The organism is Faecalibacterium butyricigenerans (assembly GCF_020687345.1).
GTDB classification, from domain to species: Bacteria; Bacillota; Clostridia; order Oscillospirales; family Ruminococcaceae; genus Faecalibacterium; species Faecalibacterium butyricigenerans.
Genome location: NZ_JAJEQL010000018.1, coordinates 1 through 26,274, shown reverse-complemented (window position 1 = coordinate 26,274; position 26,274 = coordinate 1). Strand labels below are relative to the sequence as shown.

Annotated in this window: 23 protein-coding genes and 1 other annotated feature; of the genes, 11 read left to right on the top strand and 12 right to left on the bottom strand. The window is 63.0% G+C overall.

What is annotated here, in order from left to right; all coding sequences use genetic code 11:
• From LKD23_RS08190 to LKD23_RS08175, 4 genes are all read left to right on the top strand, one after another.
• Positions 1–933, top strand: a complete 933-nt coding sequence (locus LKD23_RS08190) for an MOSC domain-containing protein (RefSeq protein ID WP_227621219.1) — start codon at positions 1–3, stop codon at positions 931–933.
• A gap of 12 nt (positions 934–945) precedes the next feature.
• Entirely contained in the window at positions 946–1,836 is an 891-nt protein-coding gene (gene modA / locus LKD23_RS08185; RefSeq protein WP_227621218.1) for a molybdate ABC transporter substrate-binding protein, read from the top strand.
• Between the two features lie 161 nt (positions 1,837–1,997).
• Positions 1,998–2,669: a molybdate ABC transporter permease subunit gene (gene modB / locus LKD23_RS08180; protein ID WP_227621217.1), complete on the top strand. Its 672-nt coding sequence runs from the start codon at positions 1,998–2,000 to the stop codon at positions 2,667–2,669.
• Positions 2,666–3,721 carry a sulfate/molybdate ABC transporter ATP-binding protein gene (locus LKD23_RS08175; protein WP_227621216.1) on the top strand — a complete coding sequence of 352 codons (1,056 nt, stop codon included), beginning with the start codon at positions 2,666–2,668 and terminating at the stop codon, positions 3,719–3,721. Before modB ends, LKD23_RS08175 begins: the two co-directional genes overlap by 4 nt.
• A 56-nt stretch (positions 3,722–3,777) precedes the next feature.
• Here the strand turns inward: LKD23_RS08175 and LKD23_RS08170 are convergent, their stop codons facing one another.
• The 5 genes from LKD23_RS08170 to LKD23_RS08150 all read right to left on the bottom strand — a co-directional run bounded on the left by LKD23_RS08170 (position 3,778) and on the right by LKD23_RS08150 (position 9,718).
• A complete protein-coding gene (locus LKD23_RS08170; protein WP_227621215.1) occupies positions 3,778–6,219 on the bottom strand; it encodes a homocysteine S-methyltransferase family protein in 2,442 nt (813 codons plus the stop codon).
• A complete protein-coding gene (locus tag LKD23_RS08165; protein ID WP_227621214.1) occupies positions 6,206–6,895 on the bottom strand; it encodes a methionine synthase in 690 nt (229 codons plus the stop codon). The genes LKD23_RS08170 and LKD23_RS08165 overlap by 14 nt, the downstream gene beginning before the upstream one ends.
• 149 nt (positions 6,896–7,044) lie before the next feature.
• Positions 7,045–7,644, bottom strand: coding sequence for an ECF transporter S component (locus LKD23_RS08160; RefSeq protein WP_227621213.1), 600 nt, complete (start codon positions 7,642–7,644; stop codon positions 7,045–7,047).
• A 140-nt stretch (positions 7,645–7,784) separates the two neighbouring features.
• The gene (locus tag LKD23_RS08155) at positions 7,785–8,771 is read right to left on the bottom strand and encodes a Gfo/Idh/MocA family protein (protein ID WP_227621212.1); all 987 of its coding nucleotides are present in this window, start codon (positions 8,769–8,771) and stop codon (positions 7,785–7,787) included.
• Positions 8,772–8,791: 20 nt separating this feature from the next.
• Positions 8,792–9,718 (bottom strand): type III pantothenate kinase, encoded by a 927-nt coding sequence (locus LKD23_RS08150; protein WP_227621211.1) that lies wholly within the window; start codon positions 9,716–9,718, stop codon positions 8,792–8,794.
• A gap of 221 nt (positions 9,719–9,939) precedes the next feature.
• On the opposite strand from LKD23_RS08150, the gene coaBC reads away from it, so the two are divergent.
• On the top strand, positions 9,940–11,133 hold the full coding sequence (coaBC, locus tag LKD23_RS08145) for a bifunctional phosphopantothenoylcysteine decarboxylase/phosphopantothenate--cysteine ligase CoaBC (protein ID WP_227621210.1): 1,194 nt from the start codon (positions 9,940–9,942) through the stop codon (positions 11,131–11,133).
• A gap of 8 nt (positions 11,134–11,141) precedes the next feature.
• On the opposite strand, the gene LKD23_RS08140 is transcribed toward coaBC, so the two are convergent.
• Both LKD23_RS08140 and LKD23_RS08135 read right to left on the bottom strand, forming a co-directional pair.
• Entirely contained in the window at positions 11,142–12,341 is a 1,200-nt protein-coding gene (locus tag LKD23_RS08140; protein ID WP_227621209.1) for a carcinine hydrolase/isopenicillin-N N-acyltransferase family protein, read from the bottom strand.
• 145 nt (positions 12,342–12,486) lie between these two features.
• Entirely contained in the window at positions 12,487–13,704 is a 1,218-nt protein-coding gene (locus tag LKD23_RS08135) for an FtsW/RodA/SpoVE family cell cycle protein (protein WP_227621208.1), read from the bottom strand.
• 228 nt (positions 13,705–13,932) lie between these two features.
• On the opposite strand from LKD23_RS08135, the gene LKD23_RS08130 reads away from it, so the two are divergent.
• The 5 genes from LKD23_RS08130 (at position 13,933) to upp (ending at position 17,696) form a co-directional block, all read left to right on the top strand.
• Positions 13,933–15,273, top strand: coding sequence for a C25 family cysteine peptidase (locus tag LKD23_RS08130; RefSeq protein WP_227621207.1), 1,341 nt, complete (start codon positions 13,933–13,935; stop codon positions 15,271–15,273).
• Between the two features lie 91 nt (positions 15,274–15,364).
• Complete coding sequence (tsaE, locus tag LKD23_RS08125; RefSeq protein ID WP_227621206.1) at positions 15,365–15,790, top strand: tRNA (adenosine(37)-N6)-threonylcarbamoyltransferase complex ATPase subunit type 1 TsaE; 426 nt, start codon at positions 15,365–15,367, stop codon at positions 15,788–15,790.
• Entirely contained in the window at positions 15,787–16,524 is a 738-nt protein-coding gene (gene tsaB, locus LKD23_RS08120; RefSeq protein ID WP_227621205.1) for a tRNA (adenosine(37)-N6)-threonylcarbamoyltransferase complex dimerization subunit type 1 TsaB, read from the top strand. Before tsaE ends, tsaB begins: the two co-directional genes overlap by 4 nt.
• A 5-nt stretch (positions 16,525–16,529) precedes the next feature.
• On the top strand, positions 16,530–16,976 hold the full coding sequence (gene rpiB, locus LKD23_RS08115) for a ribose 5-phosphate isomerase B (RefSeq protein WP_227621204.1): 447 nt from the start codon (positions 16,530–16,532) through the stop codon (positions 16,974–16,976).
• Positions 16,977–17,069: 93 nt separating this feature from the next.
• Positions 17,070–17,696 (top strand): uracil phosphoribosyltransferase, encoded by a 627-nt coding sequence (upp, locus tag LKD23_RS08110; RefSeq protein WP_015565513.1) that lies wholly within the window; start codon positions 17,070–17,072, stop codon positions 17,694–17,696.
• 84 nt (positions 17,697–17,780) lie between these two features.
• On the opposite strand, the gene ilvD is transcribed toward upp, so the two are convergent.
• From ilvD to ilvB, 4 genes are all read right to left on the bottom strand, one after another.
• The gene (ilvD, locus tag LKD23_RS08105) at positions 17,781–19,439 is read right to left on the bottom strand and encodes a dihydroxy-acid dehydratase (RefSeq protein WP_227621203.1); all 1,659 of its coding nucleotides are present in this window, start codon (positions 19,437–19,439) and stop codon (positions 17,781–17,783) included.
• A gap of 212 nt (positions 19,440–19,651) precedes the next feature.
• Positions 19,652–20,671: a ketol-acid reductoisomerase gene (ilvC, locus tag LKD23_RS08100; protein WP_227621202.1), complete on the bottom strand. Its 1,020-nt coding sequence runs from the start codon at positions 20,669–20,671 to the stop codon at positions 19,652–19,654.
• Between the two features lie 227 nt (positions 20,672–20,898).
• Positions 20,899–21,462 (bottom strand): acetolactate synthase small subunit, encoded by a 564-nt coding sequence (ilvN, locus tag LKD23_RS08095; RefSeq protein WP_227621201.1) that lies wholly within the window; start codon positions 21,460–21,462, stop codon positions 20,899–20,901.
• A 15-nt stretch (positions 21,463–21,477) separates the two neighbouring features.
• Positions 21,478–23,142: a biosynthetic-type acetolactate synthase large subunit gene (ilvB, locus tag LKD23_RS08090; protein WP_227621200.1), complete on the bottom strand. Its 1,665-nt coding sequence runs from the start codon at positions 23,140–23,142 to the stop codon at positions 21,478–21,480.
• Positions 23,143–23,320: 178 nt separating this feature from the next.
• Positions 23,321–23,584 (bottom strand) — a binding site (T-box leader).
• Positions 23,585–23,976: 392 nt separating this feature from the next.
• On the opposite strand from ilvB, the gene LKD23_RS08085 reads away from it, so the two are divergent.
• Positions 23,977–25,182: an ATP-binding protein gene (locus LKD23_RS08085; protein WP_227621199.1), complete on the top strand. Its 1,206-nt coding sequence runs from the start codon at positions 23,977–23,979 to the stop codon at positions 25,180–25,182.
• Positions 25,183–25,197: 15 nt separating this feature from the next.
• On the opposite strand, the gene LKD23_RS08080 is transcribed toward LKD23_RS08085, so the two are convergent.
• Positions 25,198–25,908, bottom strand: coding sequence for a DUF8743 domain-containing protein (locus LKD23_RS08080; RefSeq protein WP_227621198.1), 711 nt, complete (start codon positions 25,906–25,908; stop codon positions 25,198–25,200).
• Positions 25,909–26,274: the final 366 nt, after the last annotated feature.

Below are 26,274 nucleotides of genomic sequence, written 5' to 3'. Positions count from 1 at the left end.
ATGGGAAAACTTCTGGCAATCTGCACCAGCCCCAAGCGCGGCACCGTCAAGACTGAGGTGCCCAGCGCTGTTCTGACCCCGGAGTGGGGCATCATCAGCGACGCCCACGGCGGCAGCTGGCACCGTCAGGTGAGCCTTTTGAGCGCCGAGAAGATCGAGGCGTTCCGCAAGAAGATCTGGGTGGACTACGGCGCCTTTGGCGAAAATCTGGTCATCGAGGGCTTCGACTTCCGCAATCTGCCCGTCACCAGCCGGTTTGCCATCGGCAGCGTCGTGCTGGAGATGACCCAGATCGGCAAGGAGTGCCACAACGACTGCATCATCAAGCAGCAGACCGGCGAGTGCATCATGCCCCGGGAGGGCGTGTTCGCCCGGGTGCTGGAGGGCGGCGAGATCCATGTGGGCGACGAAGTGACCCTTCTGCCCCCGGCAGCCGACCCGCCCCTGCGGGCCGCCGTCATCACCCTGTCCGACAAGGGCAGCCGGGGCGAGCGGGAGGACAAGAGCGGCCCCCTCATCGTGGAGATGCTCACCGCCGCAGGCTATGTGGTGGAGGAGACCATGATCCTGCCCGACGAGGCCAAGGCCCTGAAAGCCCAGCTCATCCGGCTGGCCGACGGCCGTCAGGTGAACCTCATCCTGACCACCGGAGGCACCGGCTTCTCCCCCCGGGATATCACCCCGGAGGCCACCTATGCCGTGGCCGACCGCAGCGCCCCCGGCATCGCCGAAGCCATGCGGTACCACAGCCTGTCCATCACCCCCCGCGGGATGCTGAGCCGCGCCGCCAGCGTATTGCGCGGCAAGACGCTCATCGTCAACCTGCCCGGCAGCCCCAAGGCCGTAAAAGAGAACCTCGAGTACATCCTGCCCAGCCTTGAGCACGGCATCCGCATCGCCGCCGGGCTGGACGGCGAGTGTGCCCGGAAGTAAAAGGAGAAATTCATGAAAACCAACCTCATCTCCCGCCGCAGCTTTCTGTCCGTGGTCGGCGCAGTCGGCGCTGCTGCTGCCCTGACCGCCTGCAGCGGCGCTGCTTCCAGCACCGCTTCCTCCGCAGCCGCTTCTTCTGAGGCTGCGTCCTCCGAGGCTTCCGTCGAATCCGTCGAGCTGATCGTCTTCGCCGCCGCCTCCCTGACCGAGACCCTGAACGCCATCGCCGAAACGTACTCTGCCCAGAACCCGGGCGTGACCTTCCGCTTCAACTTCGATTCCTCCGGCACGCTGAAGACCCAGATTCAGGAGGGCGCCGACTGCGACCTGTTCCTCTCCGCCGGCCAGAAGCAGATGAACCAGCTGGACATCACCGCCTCTGCCGACGTGAACCCCGACGGTCTGGACTTCGTGGACCCCGCCACCCGCGTGGACCTGCTGGAAAACAAGGTCGTCCTCTGCGTGCCCGAGGGCAGCGACAAGGGCATCGACAGCTTCGACGCTCTGGCCGAGCACCTGAAGGCGGAGGACATCCTGTTCTGCATGGGCAACAGCGACGTGCCCGTGGGCCAGTACACCCAGAAGATCCTCTCTTACTACAGCCTCGACGAGGCTGCTCTGGCCGCTGCCGGTGTCATCACCTATGGCTCGAACGTCAAGGAAGTCACCACCCAGATCAGCGAAGGCAGCGTGGACGCCGGTGTCGTCTACTGCACCGACGCATACAGCGCCGGTCTGGCCCCCGTGGACGAGGCCACCGCCGAGATGTGCGGTCAGGTCATCTACCCCGCCGCCGTCCTCAAGGCTGCTCCCCACCCCGACGCTGCCGTGGCCTTCCTCGCCTACCTGCGCACCGATGCCGCCGCTCAGGTCTTCGAGAGCGTGGGATTTGCGGCGGTGTAAATTATGAGCATCCTTGCCCTCTCAGGCCGCTTCGCGTCCAGCTCTCCCAAAGGGAGAGCCTTAAAGCGTGGCGGGAAAGCAAAGCCTCTCCCCTTGGGAGAGGCGGCATTGCGCAAGCAATGACGGAGAGGGCAAGCCTGCTTATATTTGAGGATAGACATATGGATTGGTATCCCCTCTGGAACAGCCTGCGCATCGCGCTCATCAGCTGCGCGGCGGTGTTCTTCCTCGGCATTTTTGCCGCTTACTATATCGCAAAACTGCCCCGCACCGTCAAGGGCGTGCTGGACGTGCTCCTCACCCTGCCAATGGTGCTGCCACCTACCGTGGTGGGCTATTTTCTTCTGCTGCTCTTCGGTGCAAAGCGGCCTCTGGGCCTCTTCTTTCTGGAGCATTTCGGCGTCAAGCTGGTCATGAACTGGTACAGCGCCATCTTCGCCTCCATCGTGGTGGCCTTCCCGCTGATGTACCGCACGGCCCGGGGTGCCTTCGAGAGCTTCGATGAGACGCTGGCCTGGTCGGCCCAGACGCTGGGACAGTCCAACACATGGATCTTCTGGCGGGTGCGGATGCCCTGCTGTCGGCAGGGCATTCTGGCCGGTACGGTGCTGGCCTTTGCCCGGGCGCTGGGCGAGTACGGCGCTACCAGCATGATCGCAGGCTACACCCCCGGCAGGACGGCTACCATTGCCACTACCGTCTACCAGCTCTGGCGCACCAACGACGAGCTGGGGGCCATGCGGTGGGTGCTGGTGGACATCGTCATCTCGGCGGTGGTGCTGCTGGCCGTCAATCTGCTGGAAAAGAAGCAGAAAGCAGGTGGATGCCCATGAGTCTGGAAGTGCACATCGAGAAAAAGCTGAATGGCTTTACCCTCCGCTCTGACTTCACCGCCGGGAACACTGCCACGGCCATTCTGGGCGCCTCCGGCTGCGGCAAGAGCATGACCCTGCGCTGCATCGCGGGCATCGTGAAGCCCGACAAGGGCCGCATCCTGCTGGATGGGCGGGTGCTGTTCGACAGCGAGCAGCACATCGACCTGCCGCCCCAGCAGCGGGGCGTGGGCCTGCTGTTCCAGAACTACGCTCTCTTCCCGAACATGACCGTGGAGCAGAACATCCTCTGCGGCCTGAACGCAGAAAAAGACAGAGCCGCCCGCAAAGCCCGCTGCGCCGAAATGCTGCGGGCCATGCGGCTGGAAGAGCTGGCAGGCCGCCGCCCCGCCGAGCTTTCCGGCGGGCAGCAGCAGCGCACCGCGCTGGCCCGCATCCTCGTGGGCCGACCCCGCCTCCTGATGCTGGACGAGCCGTTCAGCGCACTGGACAGCTACCTCCGGGAGGAGGTAGAGGGCGAGGTGGGGAGCCTGCTGGCAGGCTTTGAGGGCACGGCCCTCCTCGTCACCCACAACCGGGACGAGGCCTACCGCCTGTGCCGGGACATGATCGTCATGGACAGCGGGCGGGTGCTCCGCACCGGCACGACCAAGGCCGTCTTCGCCGACCCCCGCAGTACCGCCGCCGCCCGACTCACCGGCTGCAAAAACATCCTGCCCTGCGCCCGGGTGGACGCCCACACCGTCCGTCTGACAGGCTGCGAGTGCCTGCTGCATCTGGCCGCTGAGGTCTCGGAGGGCTGCACTGCCGTGGGCATCCGCGCCCACGATCTCGCACCCTGTGCCGCCGAAGCCCTCAACGCCCTGCCGGTGGAGCTGCTCTCCGCCAGTGAGAACCCTTTCGACTGGAACCTCATCTTCCGGCTGCCGGGCGGCTCCCGCCTGTGGTGGAAGGTCTCCAAAACGACCCTGTCGATGGCCGAGCCTGCCGCCCCGGCCTGCCTCGCCGCACTGTCCGGGAGCATCATGCCTCTGACGGACGTGCGTGCGTAGTTCGAACAAAAACAGAAATGAGCCGGTGCGGAATGCACCGGCTCATTTCTGTTTTCTTATGATTCTCCGAAGAATTTCTTGGCAATATCGGCGCTCTGCTTGGCGTCCTTGGCATACCAGTCCGCGCCGATCTTCTCGGCGTACTCCGGCGTCAGGACTGCGCCGCCCACCATGACCTTGCAGTCGAGCTTGGCCGCACGGAGGGCCGCGATGGTCTCCTCCATGCTCTTGAGGGTGGTGGTCATCAGAGCCGAGAGGCCCACGAGATGGACATCCTTCTCCCGGACGGTATCTACCACCGTCTCCACCGGCACATCACGGCCAAGGTCGATGACCTCGAAGCCGTAGTTCTCGAGGATGACCCGGACGATGTTCTTGCCGATGTCGTGGACATCGCCCTTGACGGTGGCGAGGACGATGCGGCCCTTGCTGGCTCCGGCCCCACCCCGCTTGGCGATGGCGGTCTTGATCTCCTCAAAGGCGGCCTGCGCGGCGCTGGCGGCCTGCAGCAGCTGGGGCAGGAAGAGCTTGCCCTTCTCGTACTTCTCGCCCACCACGTCCAGCGCCGGGATGAGGGCCTCGTCCACCAGCGTCAGCGGCTCGGTGGTGTCCAGCAGAGTGTGGGTACGGGCAGCGGCCTCGCCCTTGAGGCCCTTTTCCACCGCCTGCATGAGGGCGGCAAAGGGGCCGCTGTGAGCCGCATCCGCCTCTGCCGGTGCGTCTGCCGTCTGGGACGCCTGCGCCGTTCTGGCCTGTGCCAGCGCGGTGCTGGCGGGGACTTTATCGGCATAGCGGGCAATGTAGGCCATGCTCTGCCTGTCCCGGTTGGTCAGGACGTTGTAAGCGTAGACCGCCGCCATCATCTCCTCGCTGGAGGGGTTCATGATGGCGAGGTCGAGGCCCGCATACATGGCCATGGTCAGAAAGGCGGTGTTGAGGTAGGGGCGGCAGGGCAGGCCGAAGCTGATGTTGGACACGCCGAGGATGGTGCGGACGCCCAGTTCCTTCTTGCAGCGGGCCAGCGCCTCCACGGTGGCCAGAACGTCCTCCTGCTGGGCGCTGGCGGTGAGGGTGAGGCAGTCGATGTAGATGTCCTCCCGGGGGATGCCATGAGCCAGCGCGGCATCCACGATCCGCTTTGCGATCGCAAAGCGGGCGTCGGCGCTGGGCTGGATGCCACGCTCATCAATGGCGAGGCCCACCACGGCTGCGCCGTACTTTTTGCAGAGGGGCAGGACCCGCTCCAACACCTCCGTCTCGCCGTTCACCGAGTTGACGATGGGCTTGCCATTATAGACCCGCAGGCCCCGCTCGAGGGCATCGGCGTGGGAGGAATCCAGCTGCAAAGGCAGGCTCACCACGCTCTGCAGGGCCTTGACCACCTGCTCCATGACGGCAGGCTCGTCCACACCGGGAGCGCCCACATTGACGTCCAGCACCTGTGCGCCGGCCTCGGACTGGCTGACGGCCTGCTCGAGGATGTAGTTCATATCTCCCTCGCGGAGGGCCTGCTGGAACCGCTTTTTGCCGGTGGGGTTGATGCGCTCTCCCACCACGGTGATGCCGTCCACCGTGACGAAATCCATCGGCGAGCAGAGCACCGAGGGCATGGCGTGGGCAGCCCGGCCCGGCCTGCAGTCGGCGAAGACGCCGTTCAGCAGCCGGATGAAATCGGGGGTGGTGCCGCAGCAGCCGCCCGCCGCGAAGAGCTTCAGCTCCCGGTAGGGCTTCATCTCCATGGCAAAGAGCTGGGGGGTGATGTCGTAGCCGCTGCCGTCGGCCCGGGGCAGGCCCGCGTTGGGCTTGACGAAGACTGGGAAATCGCCGGGCAGGGCCTCGGCCAGACGCTTCGCCATCGGGAAGATCTCCTTCGGGCCGAGGGAGCAGTTGATGCCCACGGCATCTGCGCCGAGGCCCCGGGCCGTGACGGCGAAGCTCTCGACGGTGCAGCCGGTAAAGGTGCGCCCGCCTGCCTCAAAGCTCATGCTGGCGAGGATGGGCAGCGTGCAGTTCTCTTTCGCGGCCAGCAGGGCAGCCTTCAGCTCGTAGAGGTCGGTGAAGGTCTCGAAGAAGACGAGGTCGGCCCCGGCAGCCGCACCGGCCCGGACGATGCGGCCATACTCGGCCACGGCGTCCTCAAAGGCCAGCGTGCCGTTGGGTTCCAGCAGCTCGCCCAGCGGGCCGACGTCCAGCGCCGCCAGCGCGCCGTAGGGGGCGCAGGCCCGCTTGCAGTTGGCGATGCCCGCCGCAATGATCTCTTCCAGCGTGTACTCGCTGCCCGCCAGCTTGTGGGCCGACGCGCCGAAGGTGTTGGCGTTGATGATGCGGCTTCCAGCGGCGGCGTAGCGGCTGTGGATGCTCTCGATGAGCTGCGGGTCGGTGATGTTCAGCTCCTCGGGCCGTGCGCCCAGCTTCAGGCCCGCTGCCTGCAGCATGGTGCCCATACCGCCGTCCAGAAGGATGGTGTTGGACTGGGTAAACAGTTCATTCGCTTGCACAGGTCTTGCCCCTCTTTCTGTATTCGCACCGCGTGTTCAGCACGCAGTGGCCGCACCCGGCGAGATGTCCCTTCACCGGGTGGTCGCTCAGCCCCAGCAGAGCGGTCACGCTCTTGCGGGGCGTCATAAGGTCGTTTTCGGTCACGCAAAGCCCGACTCGGCGGGCGGTATCCAGCGCCGCCGCCACCAGCGGCTGCACCCCGATGGGCCAGTCGCCATAGCCCGGCGAGAAGCGGCCCGTGAGATACCTGTCCTGCCCTGCGGCCCACTGCCGCAGCTCGGCCTCGGCGGCGTCTGCGGCCTGTTCGGCCAGCGCCGAACCGAGGGCATCCGAGGCCACACCGGCAGCAATATCCCCCACTCCGGCGCGGCGGATCTGGCTGTCTGCGCCCGGGCCGAGGGTCACGGCCAGAAGCAGGGCCTCCCGGCACCCCTCAAGGTGGCGGAAGATGTCCTCCCCCTTCAGGATGCCGACCTGCGCAAGGCTCTCCACATCGGCCTCAAGCCAGACGGCCCGGGGGGTGGCGGCGGCGAGAAGGGGTGCAGCGCACCGTTCCAGAAGAGCGAGGGTGGCGCTGTCGGCCTCGCCCCGCGCGCCGAAATACCGCGCGGCCTGCCGGATGTCGATGGACTCCGGCTTTGTTAGATGTAAGGGTCTGCTCGGCCCGATGGGCATTTTTGCCGCCTCCTTCTTTTGACTGAAGTAGAATAAGTATACCGCACTGGTAGGCTAAAATCAACAGAAAAGCCCCTCTCTCAGCATTTTTGCCGGGAGAGGGGCTTGTAAACTTTATATCAGCGGACGTCCCTGACCGACACCGCCTGTTACTTCAGGAACTTGCGAACGGCACGGGCGACGATGCCGCCCAGAATGCCGGACACGAGGAACTCGGCCACGCCCTGCACGCCGACCAGCAGGACGACGAACATCAGGGGGTTGGCTGCGCCCTTGACCGACACGAGGTTCTGGACGTAATCGCAGCTGTAGAAGGCCAGCACGATGTAGCCCATGAAGAACAGGGTGTTAAGGGCCGGGGCGCACATGGCGCTGATAAGGTAGCTCCAGGTACCGGCCTTGTCGAGGCCCTTGATGGCGTTGAAGATGAGGCCGACGCACACGCCCATCAGCACACGCATACCCACGCAGAGGATGAAGGTGTTGACGGGGCTGACCTGAAACAGCGCGCCGGTCATGGCAGAGGCGCCGGTGACAGCGTCATAGAAGCTCACCGCACCGAACACGCCGCCGAGGATGGCACCTGCTGCAGGACCCATGGTGATGGCACCCACAGCGATCGGCAGGGTCAAAAAGCTCATGTAAAGCGGGCCTACGGGCACACTGCCGAGGCCGATGGCCTTCATGACCAGCTCAATGGCGACCAGCAGTGCCAGCCGGGTGAGGGTGCGAAGATCGTTGTTTTTCATAATTCAGTTTTCCTCCTTGCTGCCGTTCCGCCTTAACTATCGGATACGGCGCAAACCTGCCCGTGAATCACACGGGGTCTTTTGTTGAATCGAATCTAAAATATACCGGTCGTTGTGTCAGGGAACTCCCGGGGATAGCATCAAAATTCGCTGGGGAAGCGGATGCCCGCGTCGCGGCGGGCTGTCTCCAGCACACGGCTGACGGCCACCGAGGTGTCCAGCATCCGGCTGCACAGCTCCTGATCCCCGCTCTCGATGGCGCGGGCGATGGCGTGGAACTCTGCCGCCTGCCGGGGGCGGCCTGCGCTGAGGTTGAAGTGCTCTTCCCTGCCCTTATAGGGGTGGAAGGTGACGCCGCCGCAGAAGTTGGCGGTGGATTTCTGGAGCAGATAGCCCTTGGTGCCCTGAATGATGTACCGGGCCGGAGAGCTGCTGTCCTTGGCGTTGATGCTCACGGCCTTGAAGCTGCGATACTCCATCGTCAGCACGCCGCTGGTGTCGATGCCGCGGGCAATGTTGGCCGCGTAGTGGACTTTGTTGGGTGCGCCGAAAAGGCCCACCACATAGCTGACGTTGTAGACGCCGAGGTCCATCAGCGCGCCGCCGGCACAGGCCGGGTCGAAGGACGGCCAGACCCTGCCGATGCAGAAATCGTCATACCGGCTGGAATACTGGCTGAAATTGCACTGCACCATGGTGACAGCGCCCACCTTGGGCAGCATCTCACGGAGCTTGGCGTAGTTGTCCTGATACTGGGTGGTGACGGCCTCGAAGAGGAAGAGCTTTTTGCTCCGGGCCAGCTCGGCCAGCTCTTCGGCCTGTGCCGCCGTGGGAGCCATCGGCTTTTCCACGATCACATGGCGTCCGGCCTCGAGGGCGGCACGGGTGTATTTTACGTGCAGGACATTCGGCACTGCGATATACACCACGTCTACCCAGCTCAGCAGTTCGTCGTAGCGGGTGGTGTGGCGGGCCACACCGTACTGACCGCAGAGGGCCTGCGCCTCCTCAGCGCTCCGCTCAGTGCTGCAGAGGGCCTCGACCTTGAAGGGGCTTTCCGGCCCTGTGAGCCAAGGCAGGAACTCCCGGACGATCATGCCTGCGCCGAGAATGCCTAATTTCATCATAAGGTTTCTCCTTTTCAGTCTTAGCCCGCCTTGGCCTCACCGTCCCGGCGGGGACGGCGGCCGCTGCGGCCATGGCGGCGGGGGCTGCTTCCGCTGTGGGGGCGGCGTCCCGCCGGGCGGGGGCCGGGACGACGGTGCTCTCCCTCGTTCCGCGGCTCATGGCGGTGCTCATGCTGGGGGGCATTGAGCTGATACAGGAGGGCCAGCCCCTTCAGCAGCAGCTCAGGGTCGTAGGTGAGCGGGTGGCGGCAGAGGGGGATGACGTACTTTGCCAGACCGCCCGTGACCACCAGTGTGACCGGACGGCCCAGCTCCTCCTCGATGCGCTGGGTGATGCCGTCCAGCAGGACAGCCGCCCCCAGCACCGAGCCGGAAAGCATACACTTCTCGGTATCGACGCCGATGGCGCTTTTGGGGGACGAAAGATGCACCTGTGGCAGCTGGGCGCACCTCTCCCCCAGCGCCCGCAGACCGGTGGAAAGGCCGGGGCAGATGACGCCGCCCCGGAAGACCTTGTCCTCATCCACCACGTTGAAGGTGGTGGCGGTGCCGAGGTCTACCGTGACCACCGGCAGCGGGAAGTTCGCCGCCGCGTAGGCCGCATCCACGAGGCGGTCTTTGCCGACGGCGTGGGGGTCGGGCACCCCCATCGTCAGTCCGGTGCGGATGTCGGGCGAAACGATGACCGGCTTTTTGCCGGTGTAGTAGCGGGCGCACTCGGCCAGCGCCCCCGTGATCTGGGGGACGACGCTGGTGAGGACAGCGCCCTCGAAGCGGATGGGCTTTTCCGGATGCCTCCGGTGGGCGAACACCTTTTCCATCTCGGCGCGGTACTCCGCCGCCGTGCGGGTGCGCACCGTGTCCATGTGGGCCACAAAGCATACACGTCCGTCCCGGATGCCCCCAAGGGCGACGGTGGTGTTGCCTATATCAATGGCTAAAATCATAATTCAGTTCCTCGTAGGGTCGAACCTCTCCCTGAAAGGCTCCCCCTTTGGGAGAGGCCTGCATACGTCTGCGCCGACGGAGAGATTTTCTATTGATAAGTCAAGCTGTATTTTACCGCATTTTGAGCCAAGATACAACCCCAACCAAAGATTTTGTTGTGCTCTGAGCATTTTTGCATTATACTGTAGCTATATCATCCCTGTTTATAGGAGGCATCTGGATGGATCTGAAGGGAAAATGCGTCCTTTTGGGCGTCAGCGGCGGCATCGCCGCCTATAAAATGGCCAACGTGGCCAGCGCACTGCGCAAGCTGGGGGCCGACGTGGAGGTCATCATGACCAAAAACGCCACCCAGTTCATCACCCCCATCACGTTCGAGACCCTGACGGGCCACAAGTGCATGGTGGACACCTTTGACCGTGATTTCAAGTTCGAAGTCACCCACATCTCGCTGGCAAAGAAGGCCGACGTCATCCTCGTGGCCCCGGCCACGGCCAACGTCATCGCCAAGATGGCCCACGGCATCGCCGACGATATGCTCACCACGGTGGTGCTGGCTGCGAAGTGCCCAAAGCTGGTCTCCCCCGCCATGAACACCGGGATGCTGGAGAACCCCATCACGCAGGACAACATCTCCACGCTGGAGCGCTACGGCTTCACGGTCATCCCCTCCGAGAGCGGCGTGCTGGCCTGCAAGGATGTGGGCAGCGGCCGCCTGCCGAAGGAGGACGTCCTGCTGGACTATATCTTCCGGGCCATTGCAAAGCCGAAGGATCTGGCCGGTCTGCGCATCGCTGTCACCGCCGGACCCACGCAGGAGCCGCTGGACCCTGTGCGTTACCTGACCAACCACTCCACCGGCAAGATGGGCTACGCCGTGGCCCGCGCCGCCGCGATGCGGGGCGCAGCCGTCACCCTCATCCACGGCCCCACGGCCCTGCAGCCGGTGCGGTTCACGGAGGATGTGCCCATCACGACGGCCCAGCAGATGTACGAGGCTGTGACGAGCCGCTTTGACGAGATGGACGTGCTGGTCATGGCCGCTGCCGTGGCCGACTACCGTCCCGCCGCCGTGGCCGACGACAAGATCAAGAAGAAGGACGGCGACCTCTCCATCGCCGTGGAGCGGACGCCCGACATCCTCGGCACCATCGGCCCCAAAAAGAAGGGACAGTTCCTCTGCGGCTTCTCGATGGAGACGCGGGATATGCTGGCCAACTCCTCGGCCAAGCTCGAGAAGAAGAACCTCGACATGGTGGTGGCCAACAACCTGAAGGTGGCCGGTGCCGGCTTCGGCGTGGACACCAACGTCGTCACCTTCATCACCCCGGACGGCGCACGGGAGCTGCCCCTGATGAGCAAGGACGATGTGGCAGACGCCATTCTGGACGAGATCTTAAAGCGCCGCCGATAAGCGGCTCTTTATCTGCCCAGCTGGAACTCGAAGGTGTAGGCCTCCTCGCCGTAATGCTCGTTGCCCACCCAGAGGACGGACTTGTCGGTAAGGTCATAGACCACGCTGTGGACGGTGTTGCTGTTGGAGTCGTCGTTGTCCCAGGTGCGGCGTCCCACCGAGGCCAGCAGGTCCATTGCGGCGTCCTTGTCCGCTACGATGCCGTCCGTCTCCCGCAGGGCTGCGGTGAGGTGCTCGTAGCGGTCGAGGCCCTTCCTCTCTGCGGTCGTGCCGTCGTAGTAGCCGGGGGTCTTGATGAAGTTGGTCACGACCTGCCAGTCGACGGAATCCGAGAGGGCGTCGGTGTCGTTCCAGAGGACGTTCAGCTGGCGCTGTGCGCCGTCGACGTCGTGGTCTGCGTCGGTGCCCACCCACTCGAGGATGGCGCTGCGGCCGGTGGAGTCGGCGACCATATAATGGAAGCAGCTGCTGGCCGAGTCATGAAGGTCGTACTGCTGGGCCAGCGCCACGGCGTCCTCTACCGAGTCCGCATAGTCGAGGATGAGGCGGAGCAGGGTGGTGGAGGTGATGTCGGGCCTGTCGGTCTGGGTATCGGTGGGCGTGCCCTTGCCCTCGCCCTGATAGGACATGAAGATGCCGCAGGCCACACCTGCGTCGTTGATGCCGTCCAGCGGCACATAGGGAGCCGCGAGGGTCAGGAACTTCTGGCCGATGGTCTCCACGTCCTTGTCCGCGTCGAGGCCGAGGAAGCTCAGGTCGATGGTGGAGTAGGAGGCATGGCGGCCCTCGCCGGGGTCCGTATAGACGATGGCCGTATTGGTGGCCGAGAAATCGTAGTTGCGGCCAAAGACCCGGTCGCCGCTCTGGGTGTCCGCTGTAAAGGCCGAGCAGGCGATGCTGCTGGTCTTGATGTGCATGGGAATGATGCCTTTGGTGATGCTCCGGGTGACGAAAGAGATCAGCTCCGCATCGTTGGATGCGCCGCCCTGCGACAGAAACTCATCGAAGAAGTAATCGCCCGAGAAGTTGATCTGGTAGACCGCGCCGTCGCGGTGGGCTTCGTCCCGGTCGGAGAGCTTTTGGAACGAGGCGAGGGTCGTCAGCTCGTTGTGCCAGAGGGCGAACACGGCGACGGCCAGCGCGATGACCAGTGCCGCCAGCGCGCAGGCGATGCGGCGCAGCAGCTTAGAAAGAGAGTTACGCTTCATGGAGACCTCCTGAAAAAGTCAAGAAATATAGATAAAATACTCGAACATTTTATCACGACTTTCGTCGTATTACAAGGCTTCTGGGGCAATAAGGGCGCGAAAAAGCAGGCACTGTGAACCAGCGCCTGCTTTTTTTGCGAGTGCGTTACCCAAACAGCTTTTTCGTGTTGTGCATATACACCGACAGCACCAGACCCACGCAGATATACAGCATGAGCACCGAGCTGCCGCCCGCCGAGTAGAAGGGCAGGGTGACACCGATGACGGGCAGGACCCGAAGGTTCATCCCCACATTGACGAAGATCTGGGCCATGAGCGCGCCGCCGATGCCCGCGCAGATGAAGGAACCCAGCATATCCTCGCTGCCTGCGCCGGTGGCGAAGGTCTTGATGATGATGGCCAGCAGGACGCCCAGCACCACGCAGCAGCCTACGAAGCCCGCCGCGTTGCCGATCCAGCAAAGGATGAAGTCGTTGTGGGCGTTGGGGACGCTGTAGTAGCGGCCCTCGAAAAAACCGTTGCCGAAGATGCCGCCCGAGCCGATGGCGATCTCGCCCCGCTGCTGCTGATAGATGATGTTCTTCCAGACCGTCTCACTGGGTGCCCAGCCTGTCTCATTGTTGGGGTCGATGACCGCGAGGATGCGGTACCACTGGTAGCCTTTGCCGATCTTGTCGCTGAAAAAGGCGAAGGCCACGGCCATCGCCGCCGCGAGGGCGGACGCCGCCCCGACGATATACTTCCAGCTCAGACCGGCTGCAAACAGCATACAGCAGCCGATGATGCCGTAGATGATGGCCGTACCGTCATCGCCCTGAATGTGGATGATGGCGATGGGCACAAAGAGGTGGAGCAGCAGCTTGCCCAGCTCCTTCGGCTCATTGAGCCGGCTGCGGACGTTGTTCAGGTGCATGGCAAAGGTGAGGATGAAGCTGATCTTCGCCAGCTCAGTGGGCTGGAAGGTGAAGCCGCCCAGCTTATACCACGAGTAGTTGTCGGTGTCGCCTGCGTTGTAGCCGATGGTCAGCGGGCCGATGCTCACGTTGCGGATGACCAGCGTGGGCAGCACGAGGCCCCACGTAAGGGCCACATGGACGGGCCAGACATTGACGAGGCTGCGGTAGTCGATGTTGGACAGGAGGATGGCCACCACGATGCCGATGGCGGCCGCGCCCGCCTGCACCATGGCCCGGCGGTAGTCGCCGACGCCGGTGATCTGGCCGGTCAGACCATCCACGGCGAAGCCGTTTCCCTGCTTTGCGGCCCACGATGCCAGTGCCAGCACGGCCATCCCGCTGCTGAACAGGCAGAGCAGAAGATAGACCTTGTCCGTCCGCTTCCAATATCGCTGAATGCTTTCCAAAAAAGCACCACCTTTCTGGTATCTCAAAAGCCCCGCCTCACAGCCGGGCGCAATATCCCTCTGCTTTATTATACAGCAGGCAGAGAGGGGGCGCAAGATGGCCGGTTGTGACAGCTTTGCAAAATCGGCGCAGAACGCTTGACAAAGGCAGACCGGGCCTCTACAATGAGACATACCGGGGCGGCAGATGGCCGCTGTCCGGCGTTCTTGGAGGAACAAATATTATATATGAAGGAACAACGCCATCGATTTTTGTGCGCGGTCTGCGCACTGGCACTGGTGCTGACGGCCGTTCTGGCCCCTGCTGCGTGGGCAGCCGAGGGGGCGGACGAGGCACAGGCTGAGGCAAAGACCACCCTCACTGCCGCCGATGCCGCCCAGATGCAGCAGGCGGACGCCGCTGTCACAGCCCTCACCGGCAGCGAAGAATACGAGCAGATGTCCCGGGAGCAGCGGCGCGCTGCGGCTCTGGATGAGCTGGACGGGCTGGCCCGGAAAGGGCTGGTGCGGCGCAGCTCCATCCGCACCGATGAGGAGAACGGCATCGTCAGCTTCACCTACAGCTGCGGCGTGCTGGGCGGCATCCTGTTCACCCCCGCCGACGAGCTGGAGGAGATGACCCTTGATGCCGGGGAGAACGGCCTGCGCCCCCCGCGCGGCCTCGCCGAGGCCTCCCCCTGTGCGGAGATGCCCCTGACGGAGGACGTCCGGGAGGCTGCAGCGGCCCGGCAGAACGCCCGGCAGAGCGACGAAAACGCCCTGCCCGACACCATTGGCCGCGCTGCCATTTACTACGCCTTTGACAACACGGTGAACAGCTCCCGCTTTCCCTATTATTCCTATATGCAGGGCTTCTGGGAGGGCATGGGCATCCGCACGACCATGAACACCCGGGTGACGCTGGCTGACCTGCGCCGGATGGACCGGTACGACCTGTGCATCCTGAGCGCCCACGGTGCCTATTACACCTACAGCTACGGTGCCCTCTGGAAGCGCACCCGCACCGAGCCCATCATCCTGCTGACGGAGGAGTCCACATTTTATAAGGACATCATCTACAGCTTCGAGCTGCTGTCCCACCGGGTCATCAAGATGAACGGCCTCTACTGCGCCACAGCGGATTTCTTCCGCAATGCTTACCGCGCTGGCCAGCTCAGCAGCACCATCGTCTACTCCGAGACCTGCGAGTTTCTGGGCGTCACGGGCAGCGTGGACGAGTCGATGGCCGAGGCTCTGCTGGCCGGCGGCGCACGGGCCGTGCTGGGCTATGTGAACAACGTCTACACCGTCTACTCCCGCAGTATGCTCTGGGACACCGTCAACCATCTCGGCATGGGAATGACCATCGGCGGGGCCGTGACCCACGCCAAGGACACCTACGGCGAGAACGACATCATCTGGTACACCGAGCAGGGCGGCCGCCGCCCCCACGCCGCAGCGGCCTATCTGGTGCTCTACGGCGACCCGAACGCCCGCCTGAACGTGCCGGCCAACTACTCGTTGGCCCAGCGTGCGGACGAGATCACCGTGGACGACATCCTCGGAGAAGTTCTGGATCGTGCCGCCTGAGCGTTGCACTTTTGATGAAAATCGTTTATACTAAGGGATGGCAGTGATATGCCATCCCTTTTTACATCGGAACATATGAGGTAGGATACCCATGTCTGAATTTATCACCCACTCCCGCGAGGAGACGGTGGCGCTGGGCGAGCGGCTGGCACAGCATCTTGCACCCGGCGCGCTCATCGCCTTCACCGGCGGGCTTGGCGCGGGCAAGACGGCCTTCTGTGAGGGTCTGGCCAAAGGCCTCGGCTGTACCGACCCGGTCAGCAGCCCCACCTTCGCCATCGTGAATTATTACCGAGGGCCGCGGCCCTTCGCGCACTTTGACCTATACCGCATCTCTACGGAGAACGACCTGTGCGCGGCCGGTTTCTACGACTATCTGGATGAGGGCGCTGTGGTGGCGGCAGAGTGGAGCGAGAACTTCGCCGACCTGCTGGCACTGGAAGACCCCATCCGCATCAACATCGAGCGTGTGGACGACACCACCCGCCGCATCACCATCGAGGGGGCAGAAGTATGAACATCTTAGCCGTGGATACGGCGGGCAAGACGCTGGGCGTGGCCCTGCTGCAGGATGACCGCCTGCTCTACGAATGCTATCTCGACGCGGGCATGACCCACAGCGAGACCCTGATGCCCCTCGTCGATCATTGCCTCAGCCTCTGCGGCATGGGCTGCGGGGACATCGACCTCTACGGCGTCAATGCAGGCCCCGGCAGCTTCACCGGGCTGCGCATCGGGCTGGCGGCGGTCAAGGGGCTGGCCTTCCCCCGGGAGACCCTCTGTGCCCCGGTGTCCACGCTGGAAGCGCTGGCAGCGGCCCACACCGGCAGCGGCACCGTGCTCTGTGCGCTGGACGCCCGCCGCGCGCAGGTATACAGCGCCGCCTTTGACCTCGAGACCCATGAGCGCCTGCTGGACGACGACGCCCGGGCCGTGGCAGACCTTGCAGAGTTCGTAGAAAATTGCAAAAAGCCCCTGTTTTTTGTTGGTGATGGCGCGGCTCTGTGCTATAATAAATACAGCGGCGTCCCGGGCGTGCTCTGCGTGCCCCCGGCCCTCCGCAATGGCCGCGCCGCTGCGGTGGCCTATGTGGCAAAGCAGATGGCCCAGCGGGGCGAAGCCGTCCTGCCCGAGGCCCTGCTGCCGGACTACCACCGGCTGAGTCAGGCCGAGCGGGAGCGGGCCGAGCGTCTGGCCGCAGAGGCCGCCCGTACCGAAACACCCGAAGATACTGCAAAGGGAAAGGATTGACACCAATGGCAAAACCCATCGCACTTGCCGCCGACCACGGCGGATTTGAACTGAAAGAGGCCGTCAAGGCACATCTGGACGAGCTGGGGCTGGAATACATCGATTTCGGCACCCACAGCACCGCCAGCGTGGACTACCCCGACATGGCCCTGCCCGCCTGCGACGCTGTGGTGAGCGGCCAGTGCAGCAAGGCGCTGCTCTTCTGCGGCACCGGCGTGGGCATCAGCATGGCGGCCAACAAGGTCAAGGGCATCCGCGCCTGCTGCTGCTCTGACAGCTTCAGCTGTGAGTATACCCGCCGCCACAACGACGCCAATGCCCTGTGCATGGGCGGCCGCGTCGTCGGCCCCGGCCTCGCCTGCCAGCTGGTAGACCTCTTCCTCAACACCGAGTTCGAGGGCGGCCGCCACGAAAAGCGCATCGCCAAGCTGATGGCCATTGAAAACCGTTAACCTCTCCGTCCCGGCCTTGTCGAGCGCGAGCGAGACTGAGAGGTTATCCCTTCGTGTTCCATATTTTTATTCACAATATAAGGAGCGTGTATTATGACCCCTATGATCGTTGAGCATCCGCTGCTGCAGCACAAACTGAGCATTCTACGCAACAAGCAGACCGGCACCAAGGAGTTCCGTGACCTCGTGGGCGAGATCGCAACCCTGCTGTGCTACGAGGCTACCCGTGACCTGCCTCTGGAAGAGGTGGAGATCGAAACTCCCATCACGATGGCAAAGACCAAGGTCCTCGCAGGCCGCAAGCTGGCTCTGGTGCCCATCCTCCGCGCCGGCATGGGTATGCTGGACGGTATGCTGACCCTGCTGCCCGCTGCAAAGGTGGGCTTCATCGGCCTCTACCGCGACGAGACCACCCTGCAGCCCGTGGAGTACTTCTGCAAGCTGCCGCAGGACATCGCCGAGCGCGACGTTCTGGTGCTTGACCCGATGCTGGCGACCGGCGGCAGCGCCATCGACGCCATCACCCAGATCAAGAAGCACGGCGCAAAGCGCATCAAGTTCATCGGCCTCATCGCTGCTCCCGAAGGCATCAAGGCCCTGCACGAGGCACACCCCGATGTGGACATCTACCTCGGCGCACAGGACGACCACCTGAACGAGAATGGCTACATCGTCCCCGGTCTGGGCGACGCAGGCGACCGTATCTACGGCACCAAGTAAGCTGGAATATCATAGCAGACCAAAGCGCCCTGCCGGGTCATCGGCAGGGCGCTTTTTCTGTAGCTGTCTGGTTCTACGGCGTGCTTACTTCAGCACTGCGCCGAGGTTTGCACTGGTGACCATGCGGGCGTAGCGGGACAGCCAGCCGGTCTTGATGTTGGGTTCGGGGGCGACGTACTTGGCCTTGCGCTCGGCCAGCACCTCATCCGAAACCTCCAGCGTGATGCTGGCGTTGGGGATGTCGATGTGGATGGTATCGCCCTCCTCGATGAGGCCGATGGGGCCACCGGAAGCGGCCTCCGGGCTGACGTGGCCGATGGCCGCGCCGCGGGAAGCGCCAGAGAAGCGGCCGTCGGTGATGAGGGCCACGGTCTTGTCCAGTTTCATGCCGGCCAGCGCGGAGGTGGGATTCAGCATCTCACGCATACCGGGGCCGCCCTTGGGGCCTTCGTAGCGGATGACCACCACGTCGCCCGGGACGATCTTGCCCGCATAGATGGCGGCGATGGCCGTCTCCTCGCTGTTGAAGACGCGGGCCGGGCCGGAGTGCTCCTGCATCTCGGGGGCGACGGCGCTGCGCTTGACGACGCAGCCGTCGGGGGCGATGTTGCCCCAGAGGATCTGCAGGCCGCCGGTCGGGGAATACGGATCCTCGATGGGACGGATGGCCTTGTCGTTCAGGATATGAGCGCCCTTGATGTTCTCACCGAGGGTCTTACCGGTGACGGTGGGGACATCGAGGTCCAGCAGGCCCTTCTTGGCCAGCTCAGCCTGCACGGCGGGGATGCCGCCAGCGGCGTAGAGGTCGGGCATATGGGTGGGGCCTGCGGGGGCCAGATGGCAGAGGTTCGGGGTCTTGGCGCTGATCTCATTGAAGAGCTTCAGGTCGATGGGCACACCGGCCTCGTAGGCGATGGCCAGCAGGTGGAGGACGGTGTTGGTGGAGCAGCCCAGTGCCATATCGCAGGTCAGCGCGTTGCGGATGGAGCGCTCGTTGATGATCTGGCGGGCGGTGATGCCCTTCTTCACCATCTCCATGATGGCCATACCGGCGTGCTTTGCCAGCTGGAGGCGCTTGGAGTAGACGGCGGGGATGGTGCCGTTGCCGGGCAGGGCGATGCCGATGGCCTCGCACAGGCAGTTCATGCTGTTGGCGGTGTACATACCGGAGCAGCTGCCGCAGCTGGGGCAGCAGTTGCAGGTGCAGTCTTCCAGCTGCTCGTCGGAGATCATGCCGGCCTTATAGGCACCGACGGCCTCGAACATCTTGGAGAGGCTGACCTCCTCGCCGCCGTAGGTGCCGGCCAGCATGGGGCCGCCGGAGCAGACCACGGCGGGCACATCCATCCGGACGGCGGCCATGACCATGCCGGGGACGATCTTATCGCAGTTGGGCACCAGCACCAGACCGTCCAGCTGATGGGCCATCAGCATGGTCTCCACGCTGTCGCAGATCAGCTCGCGGGAGGCGAGGCTGTACTTCATGCCCACATGGCCCATGGCGATGCCGTCGCAGACGCCGATGGCCGGGATGAGGATGGGGGTGCCGCCTGCCATCTGGACACCGGCCTTGACGGCCTCGGCGACCTTATCCAGATTCATGTGGCCGGGGACGATCTCGCTGTAGGCGCTCACCACGCCGATGAGGGGGCGGTCCAGCTCTTCCGGGGTGTAGCCCAAAGCGTAAAACAGGCTGCGGTTGGGCGCGCGCTCCGAGCCTTTGGTCACGTTGTCACTTCTCATTTTATCCTCCTGATGCAAAAAGCGCCAGAATCAGCAGCTTTTCTGCTAAAACCGACGCTCAAAAACTCAACCTCTCAGTCTGCTTCGCAGACAGCTTCCCTACCGAGGGGAGCCTCTGGCGAAGAGATGAGGCTTTACGATATGCCAAGGCCTCCCCTCGCTAGGGGAGGTGGCAGCGCGTCAGCGCTGACGGAGAGGTTTTGCTGATTTTCTTACTTCTTCAGCCAGCTCATCATGCTGCGCAGCTCTGCGCCCACCTTCTCGATGGGATGCTCGGCCTCCATGCGGCGCTGAGCGAGGAAGTGAACCTTGCGGCCGCCGTTGGGGCTCATCTCGGTCAGGAACTCGGAAGCGAAGGTGCCGTCCTGGATCTCGGTCAGGACCTTCTTCATCTCCTTGCGGGTCTCGGCGGTGATGAGGCGCTTGCCGGTGCGGTAGTCGCCGTACTCTGCGGTGTTGGAGATGGAGTAGCGCATCTTGGAGAAGCCGCCCTCGTTGATGAGGTCAACGATCAGCTTCATCTCGTGGCAGGTCTCGAAGTAGGCCATCTCAGGCTCGTAGCCAGCCTCGACCAGCGTGTCGAAGCCTGCGTGGATCAGCTCGCAGACGCCGCCGCAGAGCACTGCCTGCTCGCCGAACAGGTCGGTCTCGGTCTCCTCCTTGAAGGTGGTCTCGAGGATGCCTGCGCGGCCGGCACCGATGCCGGAAGCGTATGCCAGAGCGATGTCCTTTGCCTTACCGGTGAAGTCCTGCTCGACGCAGATCAGAGAGGGGCAGCCCTCACCCTCGGTGTACAGGCGGCGGACGATGTGGCCGGGGCCTTTGGGAGCGATCATAATGACATCGACGTTCTTCGGAGCGGTGATGGTCTTGAAGTGGATGTTGAAACCGTGTGCGAAGGCCAGAGCCTTGCCCTCGGTCATGTAAGGAGCGACCTGCTTGTTGTAGATGTCAGCGCACAGCTCATCGGGGACCAGCATCATGACGACGTCGCCTGCCTTGGCAGCCTCCTCGACCTCCATGACCTTGAAGTTCTCGTGCGTTGCTGCGAACTCCGAAGCCTTTTCCCAGTGAGCGGAACCCTTGCGCAGACCGACGACGACGTTGACGCCGCTCTCGGCGAGGTTCTCGGAATGAGCGTGGCCCTGACTGCCGAAGCCGATGACAGCAACGGTCTTGCCGTCCAGCACGCCGAGGTTGCAGTCGGAATCGTAGTATTTCTTGATCGCCATGATAGTGTTCTCCTTTTGATGTCGTTATTTCAGTGTAGGATAAATGTAAGCATCGTATATTTTTCGCTCACTGGGGAGCGGAAAAGCTGAGACAACCTCTCAGTCTCGCATTCGCTCGACAGCTCCCCTACCGAGGGGAGCCTCTGGCGAAGAGGCGAAGCTTTCCGGAATGCCAAAGCCTCTCCTCGATAGGAGAGGTGGCAGCGCGTCAGCGCTGACGGAGAGGTTTAATGGCACCGCGTGCCCGGCAGAGGGAACTGCGCGGCCCGGACTTCCTGCGAGGGCTTCTGCATATGCTGATGCATCCCGCCCCGCTCGAGGGCGGTGACGCCGGTGCGGCACTGCTCGAGGATCTGGTAGTCGGTCATGAGCTTCAGGAAGGCGTCGATCTTCTCAGGGCGGCCCGTCAGCTCAAAGACCATGCTGTCCGGCGACAGGTCGATGATCTTTGCCTTATAGATACCGGCGATCTCCCGCAGCTCGGCGCGGTTGGTGACGTTCGCCACGACCTTGAGCAGGAGCAGCTCCCGCTCGAGGGCGGTGGACTCGTTGAGCACGAAGACCTGACGAGTGACTTCCAGCCGCTCGGTCTGGAGGATGAGCTGCTGCAGCTCCTTCTCCGTGCCCGAGACGGATACGGTGATGCGGCTGACCGTGGGGTCGTTGGTGGCCGAGACGGTCAGACTGTCGATGTTGAAGCCTCTGCGGCAGAACAGGTTGGACACCCGGGCCAGAACGCCGCTCTGGTTGTCCACCAGCAGGCTGATGACCCTGCGCTGATTGGATTCCATGTCGCTGTGTCCTCCTTATTTCATGATGATGTCGTTGATGTCGCCGCCGCCGGGGATCATGGGCAGGACTTTTTCGTCCTTGTCGATCATGCACTCGATCCATGTCGGCCCCTTCTGCTTGAGGGCGTCGGCGAAAGCCTCCTGAAACTGGGCGAGGTTCTCGCAGTGGTAGCCCTTGAGGCCGAAGCCCTCGGCCAGCTTGACGAAGTTGGTCTTTCGGTGGGGGTCGGTCTGGGAAAAGCGCTTACCGTAGAAAGCGGTCTGCCACTGGCGCACCATGCCGAGCACCTGATTGTTGAAAATGACGGTGATGATGGGCAGCTCGTAGCTGACGGCAGTGCAGGCCTCGTTGAGGTTCATATGGAAGGAGCCGTCGCCGGTGAACATGACCACCCGCTGGTCACGGCCCAGTGCCATCTGTGCGCCGATGGCTGCACCGTAGCCGAAGCCCATGGTGCCCAGACCGCCGCTGGTGATGAAGCCGCGGCTCTTGGCGTGGCGGATATACTGTGCTGCCCACATCTGGTGCTGGCCCACGTCGGTGACGTAGACGGCCTCGGGGCCGCACTGGTTGCAGACCTCGCCGATGACCTGATGGGGCATCAGTCGGGAGGCGTCGGACACCGGGTGGTAATCCTGCGCCTGCCACTCGTGGATCATCCTCATCCAGTCGGGGTGCTTTTTCTCTTCCACCAGCGGCAGCATGGCGTTCAGCACATAGGCGGCATCGCCCACGATGGACAGGTCCACGTCCACGTTTTTGCCCAGCTCGCTGGCGTCGATGTCGATCTGGATGATGGTCGCATTCTTAGCAAAGGTCTTGGGGTTCAGGGCCACACGGTCCGAGAAGCGGGTGCCCACCGCGATGAGGACGTCACAGTCCGCCACGGCCCGGTTCGAGGTGTAGCAGCCGTGCATACCCACCATGCCGATGTTCATCGGGTCGCCGTAGGGCACGACGCCTGCGGCCATCAGGGTATGGGTGGCGGGGATCTCCGCTTTTTTCAGCAGATCCCGCAGGGGCTGGCAGCTGGCCGCCGAGCGGACGCCGCCGCCGAAGTAGACCAGAGGCCGCTGGGCACCGTTGATGATGTCTGCCGCCCACTTGACCTGCTGCTCGTCGAATGTGACCACCGTGCGGATGGGTTCGGGCTTTTTCGGGGTGAACTCACACACCGCAGCGGTAATGTCCTTCGGGATGTCCACCAGCACCGGGCCTTTGCGGCCGCTCTGAGCGATGCGGAAGGCCGCGCGCATAGTGTCGGCGAGGTCTTCGACCCGGCGCACCGTGAAGTTGTGCTTGGTGATGGGCATCGTAATGCCCTCGATATAGGCCTCCTGAAAGCTGTCGCTGCCCAGACCCGCCGTGGTCACGTTGCCGGTGAAGGCCACCATCGGCACCGAGTCCATGTAAGCGGTGGCGATGCCGGTGACGAGGTTCGTTGCGCCCGGGCCGCTGGTGGCCAGCACCACGCCGGTACGGCCCGTTGCGCGGGCGTAGCCGTCCGCCGCGTGGGAGGCGCCCTGCTCGTGGGCCGTCAGCACATGGGTGATGCGGTCGGTATTTCTGTACAGCTCGTCGTAGAGGTTCAGCACTGCGCCGCCGGGGTAGCCGAAGATGGTGTCCACCCCCTGCTCACAGAGCACCTCCACAAAGATTTGAGAACCGTTCAACTGCATGGTGAGTTTCTCCTGTTCCGTTCCAATTTCCACTTTACACACTTTTTCCCAACACGCTCAGAAGCTGTTTCCGTGAGCAGGGTACGCCGGACGACGAGGGAGCTTGCCCGTGCAGCGCCTAAGAAAACGGCTTCTCCAGGGGCAGCACCTGATAAATAAAAGGTCTCTGTCCCCTTATCCAAGAGACAAAGACCCGGAATGAATCCAAAAGCTCTCTGCGGTACCACTCTCGTTGACGCAACTGCGCCCTCTCACGGACTTCCATCAAAGCCCTGCACGCTAACGGCTGCCACCGGCGCTGCTTAGCAGACGTCCCATAAATCGTCCTTCAGCAGGCTGCTCCGGGAGGATTTCGCGCATGGTCTGCCTGCTGCCTTGCATCCCCCGGCAGCTCTCTGAAAAGCAGGTGTCCTGCGTTACTTTTTCCCATCTGTGCATTTGTTGGGTCAATTATACTATAAATCGGGCCGTTGTCAATCGACGATTTGTAACGTGAATCACGGCAAAGATGAAGATAATTAAACACCATCTTGCACAGGGACTTACATCGCTGTATACTTTGGGAGTACGCGCTTAATTTTCAGGCTGCGGCCTGCACGCGAGCAAAAGCCTCTCCCCTTGGGAGAGGTGTCACCAAAGGTGACGGAGAGGGCAAGGTCGCTCGCCGAGAGGCATAGACGCAGCGATAGCATCGCTCTGACAAAAGCCGCTTTCGATCGCTGTGCAGCGGCTCTATCGTGCAAAGCCTGCCCTCTCAGGCGCTCCCGCGCCAGCTCTCCCAAAGGGAGAGCCTTGCCACATTTCAAGAGACTGTATAACAAAAGAGGATACATTATGAATCTTAACGAATGGAACGCCCGTCTCCACGGGCTGGTCATCTTCCGCACACTGCTGGACGATGACGTCATTGCAAAGCTCGTAGACCTCACTGACCGGATGGCGGCAGCCCCCCGGAGCACAGGGGCAGTATGCGGTGCTGCAGCCTCCTTTGAATCCGCCCTCTTCGAGCACACCACCAACTTCGGCGAATATCTCTCCGCCGCCGTCCTCGAAGCCGAAACGGTCTGCGTCCGGCAGGCAGCGGTGAGCAAGGTGCCGCCCGTCCTTCAGAAGGCGCTGGACGGTGAGCTGGACTTTTTGCAGCAGCTGTGCGGCCTGACGCTGGACGGTCTGCTGGAAGCTGCCGACGCCGCCGACACGCTGCCTTTCCTGCCCCGGTGGGAGACGAAGGACATCGACCTCCGCGCCGCCTACGCCCAGCGGATGAGCGAGGTAGGCAAAAAGGGCTATGGGATGTTCGCCAAGCACCACGTCTTTACCGTTGAGAACGGACAACTGGTGCCAGTGCACTACCCCGACCCCCAGCGCCTCGACGAGCTGCCGGGCTATGAGCAGGAGCGGGAGAAGGTCATCGCCAACACCCGCGCCCTGTTGGCCGGAATGCCCGCCAACAATGTGCTGCTCTACGGCGACGCCGGTACCGGAAAGTCCAGCACCGTCAAGGCCATCGCCAACGAGTTTGCCGCCGACGGCCTGCGGCTGGTGGAGGTCAAGAAAAATCAGCTCTACCAGATCCCCGACCTGATGGACAAGCTGGCCGCGAACCCGCTGAAGTTCGTCCTCTTCATCGACGACCTGAGCTTCACGGCCAACGACGATAACTTCGCGGCCCTGAAAGCCATCCTCGAGGGCAGCGTAGGCGGACGGGCCAAAAACATCGCCGTCTACGCCACCTCCAACCGCCGCCACCTCATCAAGGAAACACTCTCCGACCGCTCGGGTGACGACATCCACGAGGCCGACACCCGTCAGGAGCTGATGAGCCTCTCGGCCCGCTTCGGCCTCACCGTCACCTTCCAGCGGCCCGAAAAAGCCCGCTTCGAAGTCATCCTCACCGAGCTGGCCAAGCAGCACGGCATCGAGATGCCCCACGACCAGCTGCTGACCAAGGCCGAGGCCTTCGCCATCCGGGCCGGAGGCCGCAGCCCCCGCGTCGCCAAGCAGTTCATCGAGCAGTGCGCCGCCGGTGTGCAGAAATAACGCTGCTGTCCTCTCTCAAATTTTGGAGAGTTCATTCATGGAATCCCTCTGGACGCACTCCCTGTACAGCTTCCGGAGCACGCCCTCCGCATTTTGGAGGAAATCGGCGGTCTCGTACTGCGCGAAGACCCATCCCTTGTCCGAAACAAGGATCTTTCCTCCCTCGAAGCGCACCGCGAAATCCCGGAACGCAAAGCCAAGGTCGTTGTCTGCCTCGTTGATGGAGGTGTCGGCGAGCGCTTGTCTCAGGTTCAGACAGAGCCGGTATTCCTCTTGCGAGCGAAGCCAGAGTTCCGGCGTTTCTGCACTGTGTTCCAGCTGGAACCGACTGGTGAGGCCTTTTACAAAGCAGCTCTCCCGTGCCGCAATGGGCCGGTTCAGCCGCTTCCATTCCCGGATCTCAAAGCGATAATAAAGGTTCTGCTCTGTCCCCTTCCGTGCCCGAAGCTCCGTGATGTCGCCCCGGCAGACCGGGCTGCACTTCGTGACCTCGCCGTAGTTCTGGACGCCTGCCTGCGGGCCGAATACATATTGGGACTGGTAAAGGGCGACAATGCGGACCGAAAAGGCTTCGTCTCCCAGATGCTCCGCCGGGATATAATAGAACCGGTGCCTCCGGCATATATCCAGCTGCTGCGGGCTGCGCACCGTCCCGACCAGCACATCCCGCACCGCCCAGTCCACCGCGTTCAGCTTTGCTTCCAGTCGCTCCGAATGTAGGTCCATCCGCTGCCGCCTCCTCTCGTGAGCGCCCAGCGCCCACATCCGACATCCCATAAATCAGTTTCATTATAGCATATCCTCCCTCTCCTTTTGGAGGATTCCATGCCCGCAGTTCAATTTTATCACCCTGCACAAAATTCCGCGATAAAATTTTACGTCTTCACTCTTTCGGGGCAGCACCGCCTGATCTCAAACAAGAAAAACGCAGCGGCATTCCATTCCATGCCGCTGCGTTTTCCATTCAACAAATTCTGATAAATAAAAAATCCGATGTCGAATGACAACGGATGTTTGGTGGAGCATTGTCCACGGCACTCGAACCCAACACTTCCTCACGGGTGACCGTTTTGGCATCATCCGTGAAGTTGA

Excerpts from the sequence above, each read along its gene's own strand:
- LKD23_RS08190 (WP_227621219.1), top strand. The coding sequence starts at position 1 with ATGGGAAAACTTCTGGCAATCTGCACCAGCCCCAAGCGCGGCACCGTC.
- modA (WP_227621218.1), top strand. The coding sequence starts at position 946 with ATGAAAACCAACCTCATCTCCCGCCGCAGCTTTCTGTCCGTGGTCGGC.
- modB (WP_227621217.1), top strand. The coding sequence starts at position 1,998 with ATGGATTGGTATCCCCTCTGGAACAGCCTGCGCATCGCGCTCATCAGC.
- LKD23_RS08175 (WP_227621216.1), top strand. The coding sequence starts at position 2,666 with ATGAGTCTGGAAGTGCACATCGAGAAAAAGCTGAATGGCTTTACCCTC.
- LKD23_RS08165 (WP_227621214.1), bottom strand. The coding sequence starts at position 6,895 with ATGCCCATCGGGCCGAGCAGACCCTTACATCTAACAAAGCCGGAGTCC.
- LKD23_RS08160 (WP_227621213.1), bottom strand. The coding sequence starts at position 7,644 with ATGAAAAACAACGATCTTCGCACCCTCACCCGGCTGGCACTGCTGGTC.
- LKD23_RS08155 (WP_227621212.1), bottom strand. The coding sequence starts at position 8,771 with ATGATGAAATTAGGCATTCTCGGCGCAGGCATGATCGTCCGGGAGTTC.
- LKD23_RS08150 (WP_227621211.1), bottom strand. The coding sequence starts at position 9,718 with ATGATTTTAGCCATTGATATAGGCAACACCACCGTCGCCCTTGGGGGC.
- coaBC (WP_227621210.1), top strand. The coding sequence starts at position 9,940 with ATGGATCTGAAGGGAAAATGCGTCCTTTTGGGCGTCAGCGGCGGCATC.
- LKD23_RS08140 (WP_227621209.1), bottom strand. The coding sequence starts at position 12,341 with ATGAAGCGTAACTCTCTTTCTAAGCTGCTGCGCCGCATCGCCTGCGCG.
- LKD23_RS08130 (WP_227621207.1), top strand. The coding sequence starts at position 13,933 with ATGAAGGAACAACGCCATCGATTTTTGTGCGCGGTCTGCGCACTGGCA.
- tsaE (WP_227621206.1), top strand. The coding sequence starts at position 15,365 with ATGTCTGAATTTATCACCCACTCCCGCGAGGAGACGGTGGCGCTGGGC.
- tsaB (WP_227621205.1), top strand. The coding sequence starts at position 15,787 with ATGAACATCTTAGCCGTGGATACGGCGGGCAAGACGCTGGGCGTGGCC.
- rpiB (WP_227621204.1), top strand. The coding sequence starts at position 16,530 with ATGGCAAAACCCATCGCACTTGCCGCCGACCACGGCGGATTTGAACTG.
- upp (WP_015565513.1), top strand. The coding sequence starts at position 17,070 with ATGACCCCTATGATCGTTGAGCATCCGCTGCTGCAGCACAAACTGAGC.
- ilvD (WP_227621203.1), bottom strand. The coding sequence starts at position 19,439 with ATGAGAAGTGACAACGTGACCAAAGGCTCGGAGCGCGCGCCCAACCGC.
- ilvC (WP_227621202.1), bottom strand. The coding sequence starts at position 20,671 with ATGGCGATCAAGAAATACTACGATTCCGACTGCAACCTCGGCGTGCTG.
- ilvN (WP_227621201.1), bottom strand. The coding sequence starts at position 21,462 with ATGGAATCCAATCAGCGCAGGGTCATCAGCCTGCTGGTGGACAACCAG.
- ilvB (WP_227621200.1), bottom strand. The coding sequence starts at position 23,142 with ATGCAGTTGAACGGTTCTCAAATCTTTGTGGAGGTGCTCTGTGAGCAG.
- LKD23_RS08085 (WP_227621199.1), top strand. The coding sequence starts at position 23,977 with ATGAATCTTAACGAATGGAACGCCCGTCTCCACGGGCTGGTCATCTTC.
- LKD23_RS08080 (WP_227621198.1), bottom strand. The coding sequence starts at position 25,908 with ATGGACCTACATTCGGAGCGACTGGAAGCAAAGCTGAACGCGGTGGAC.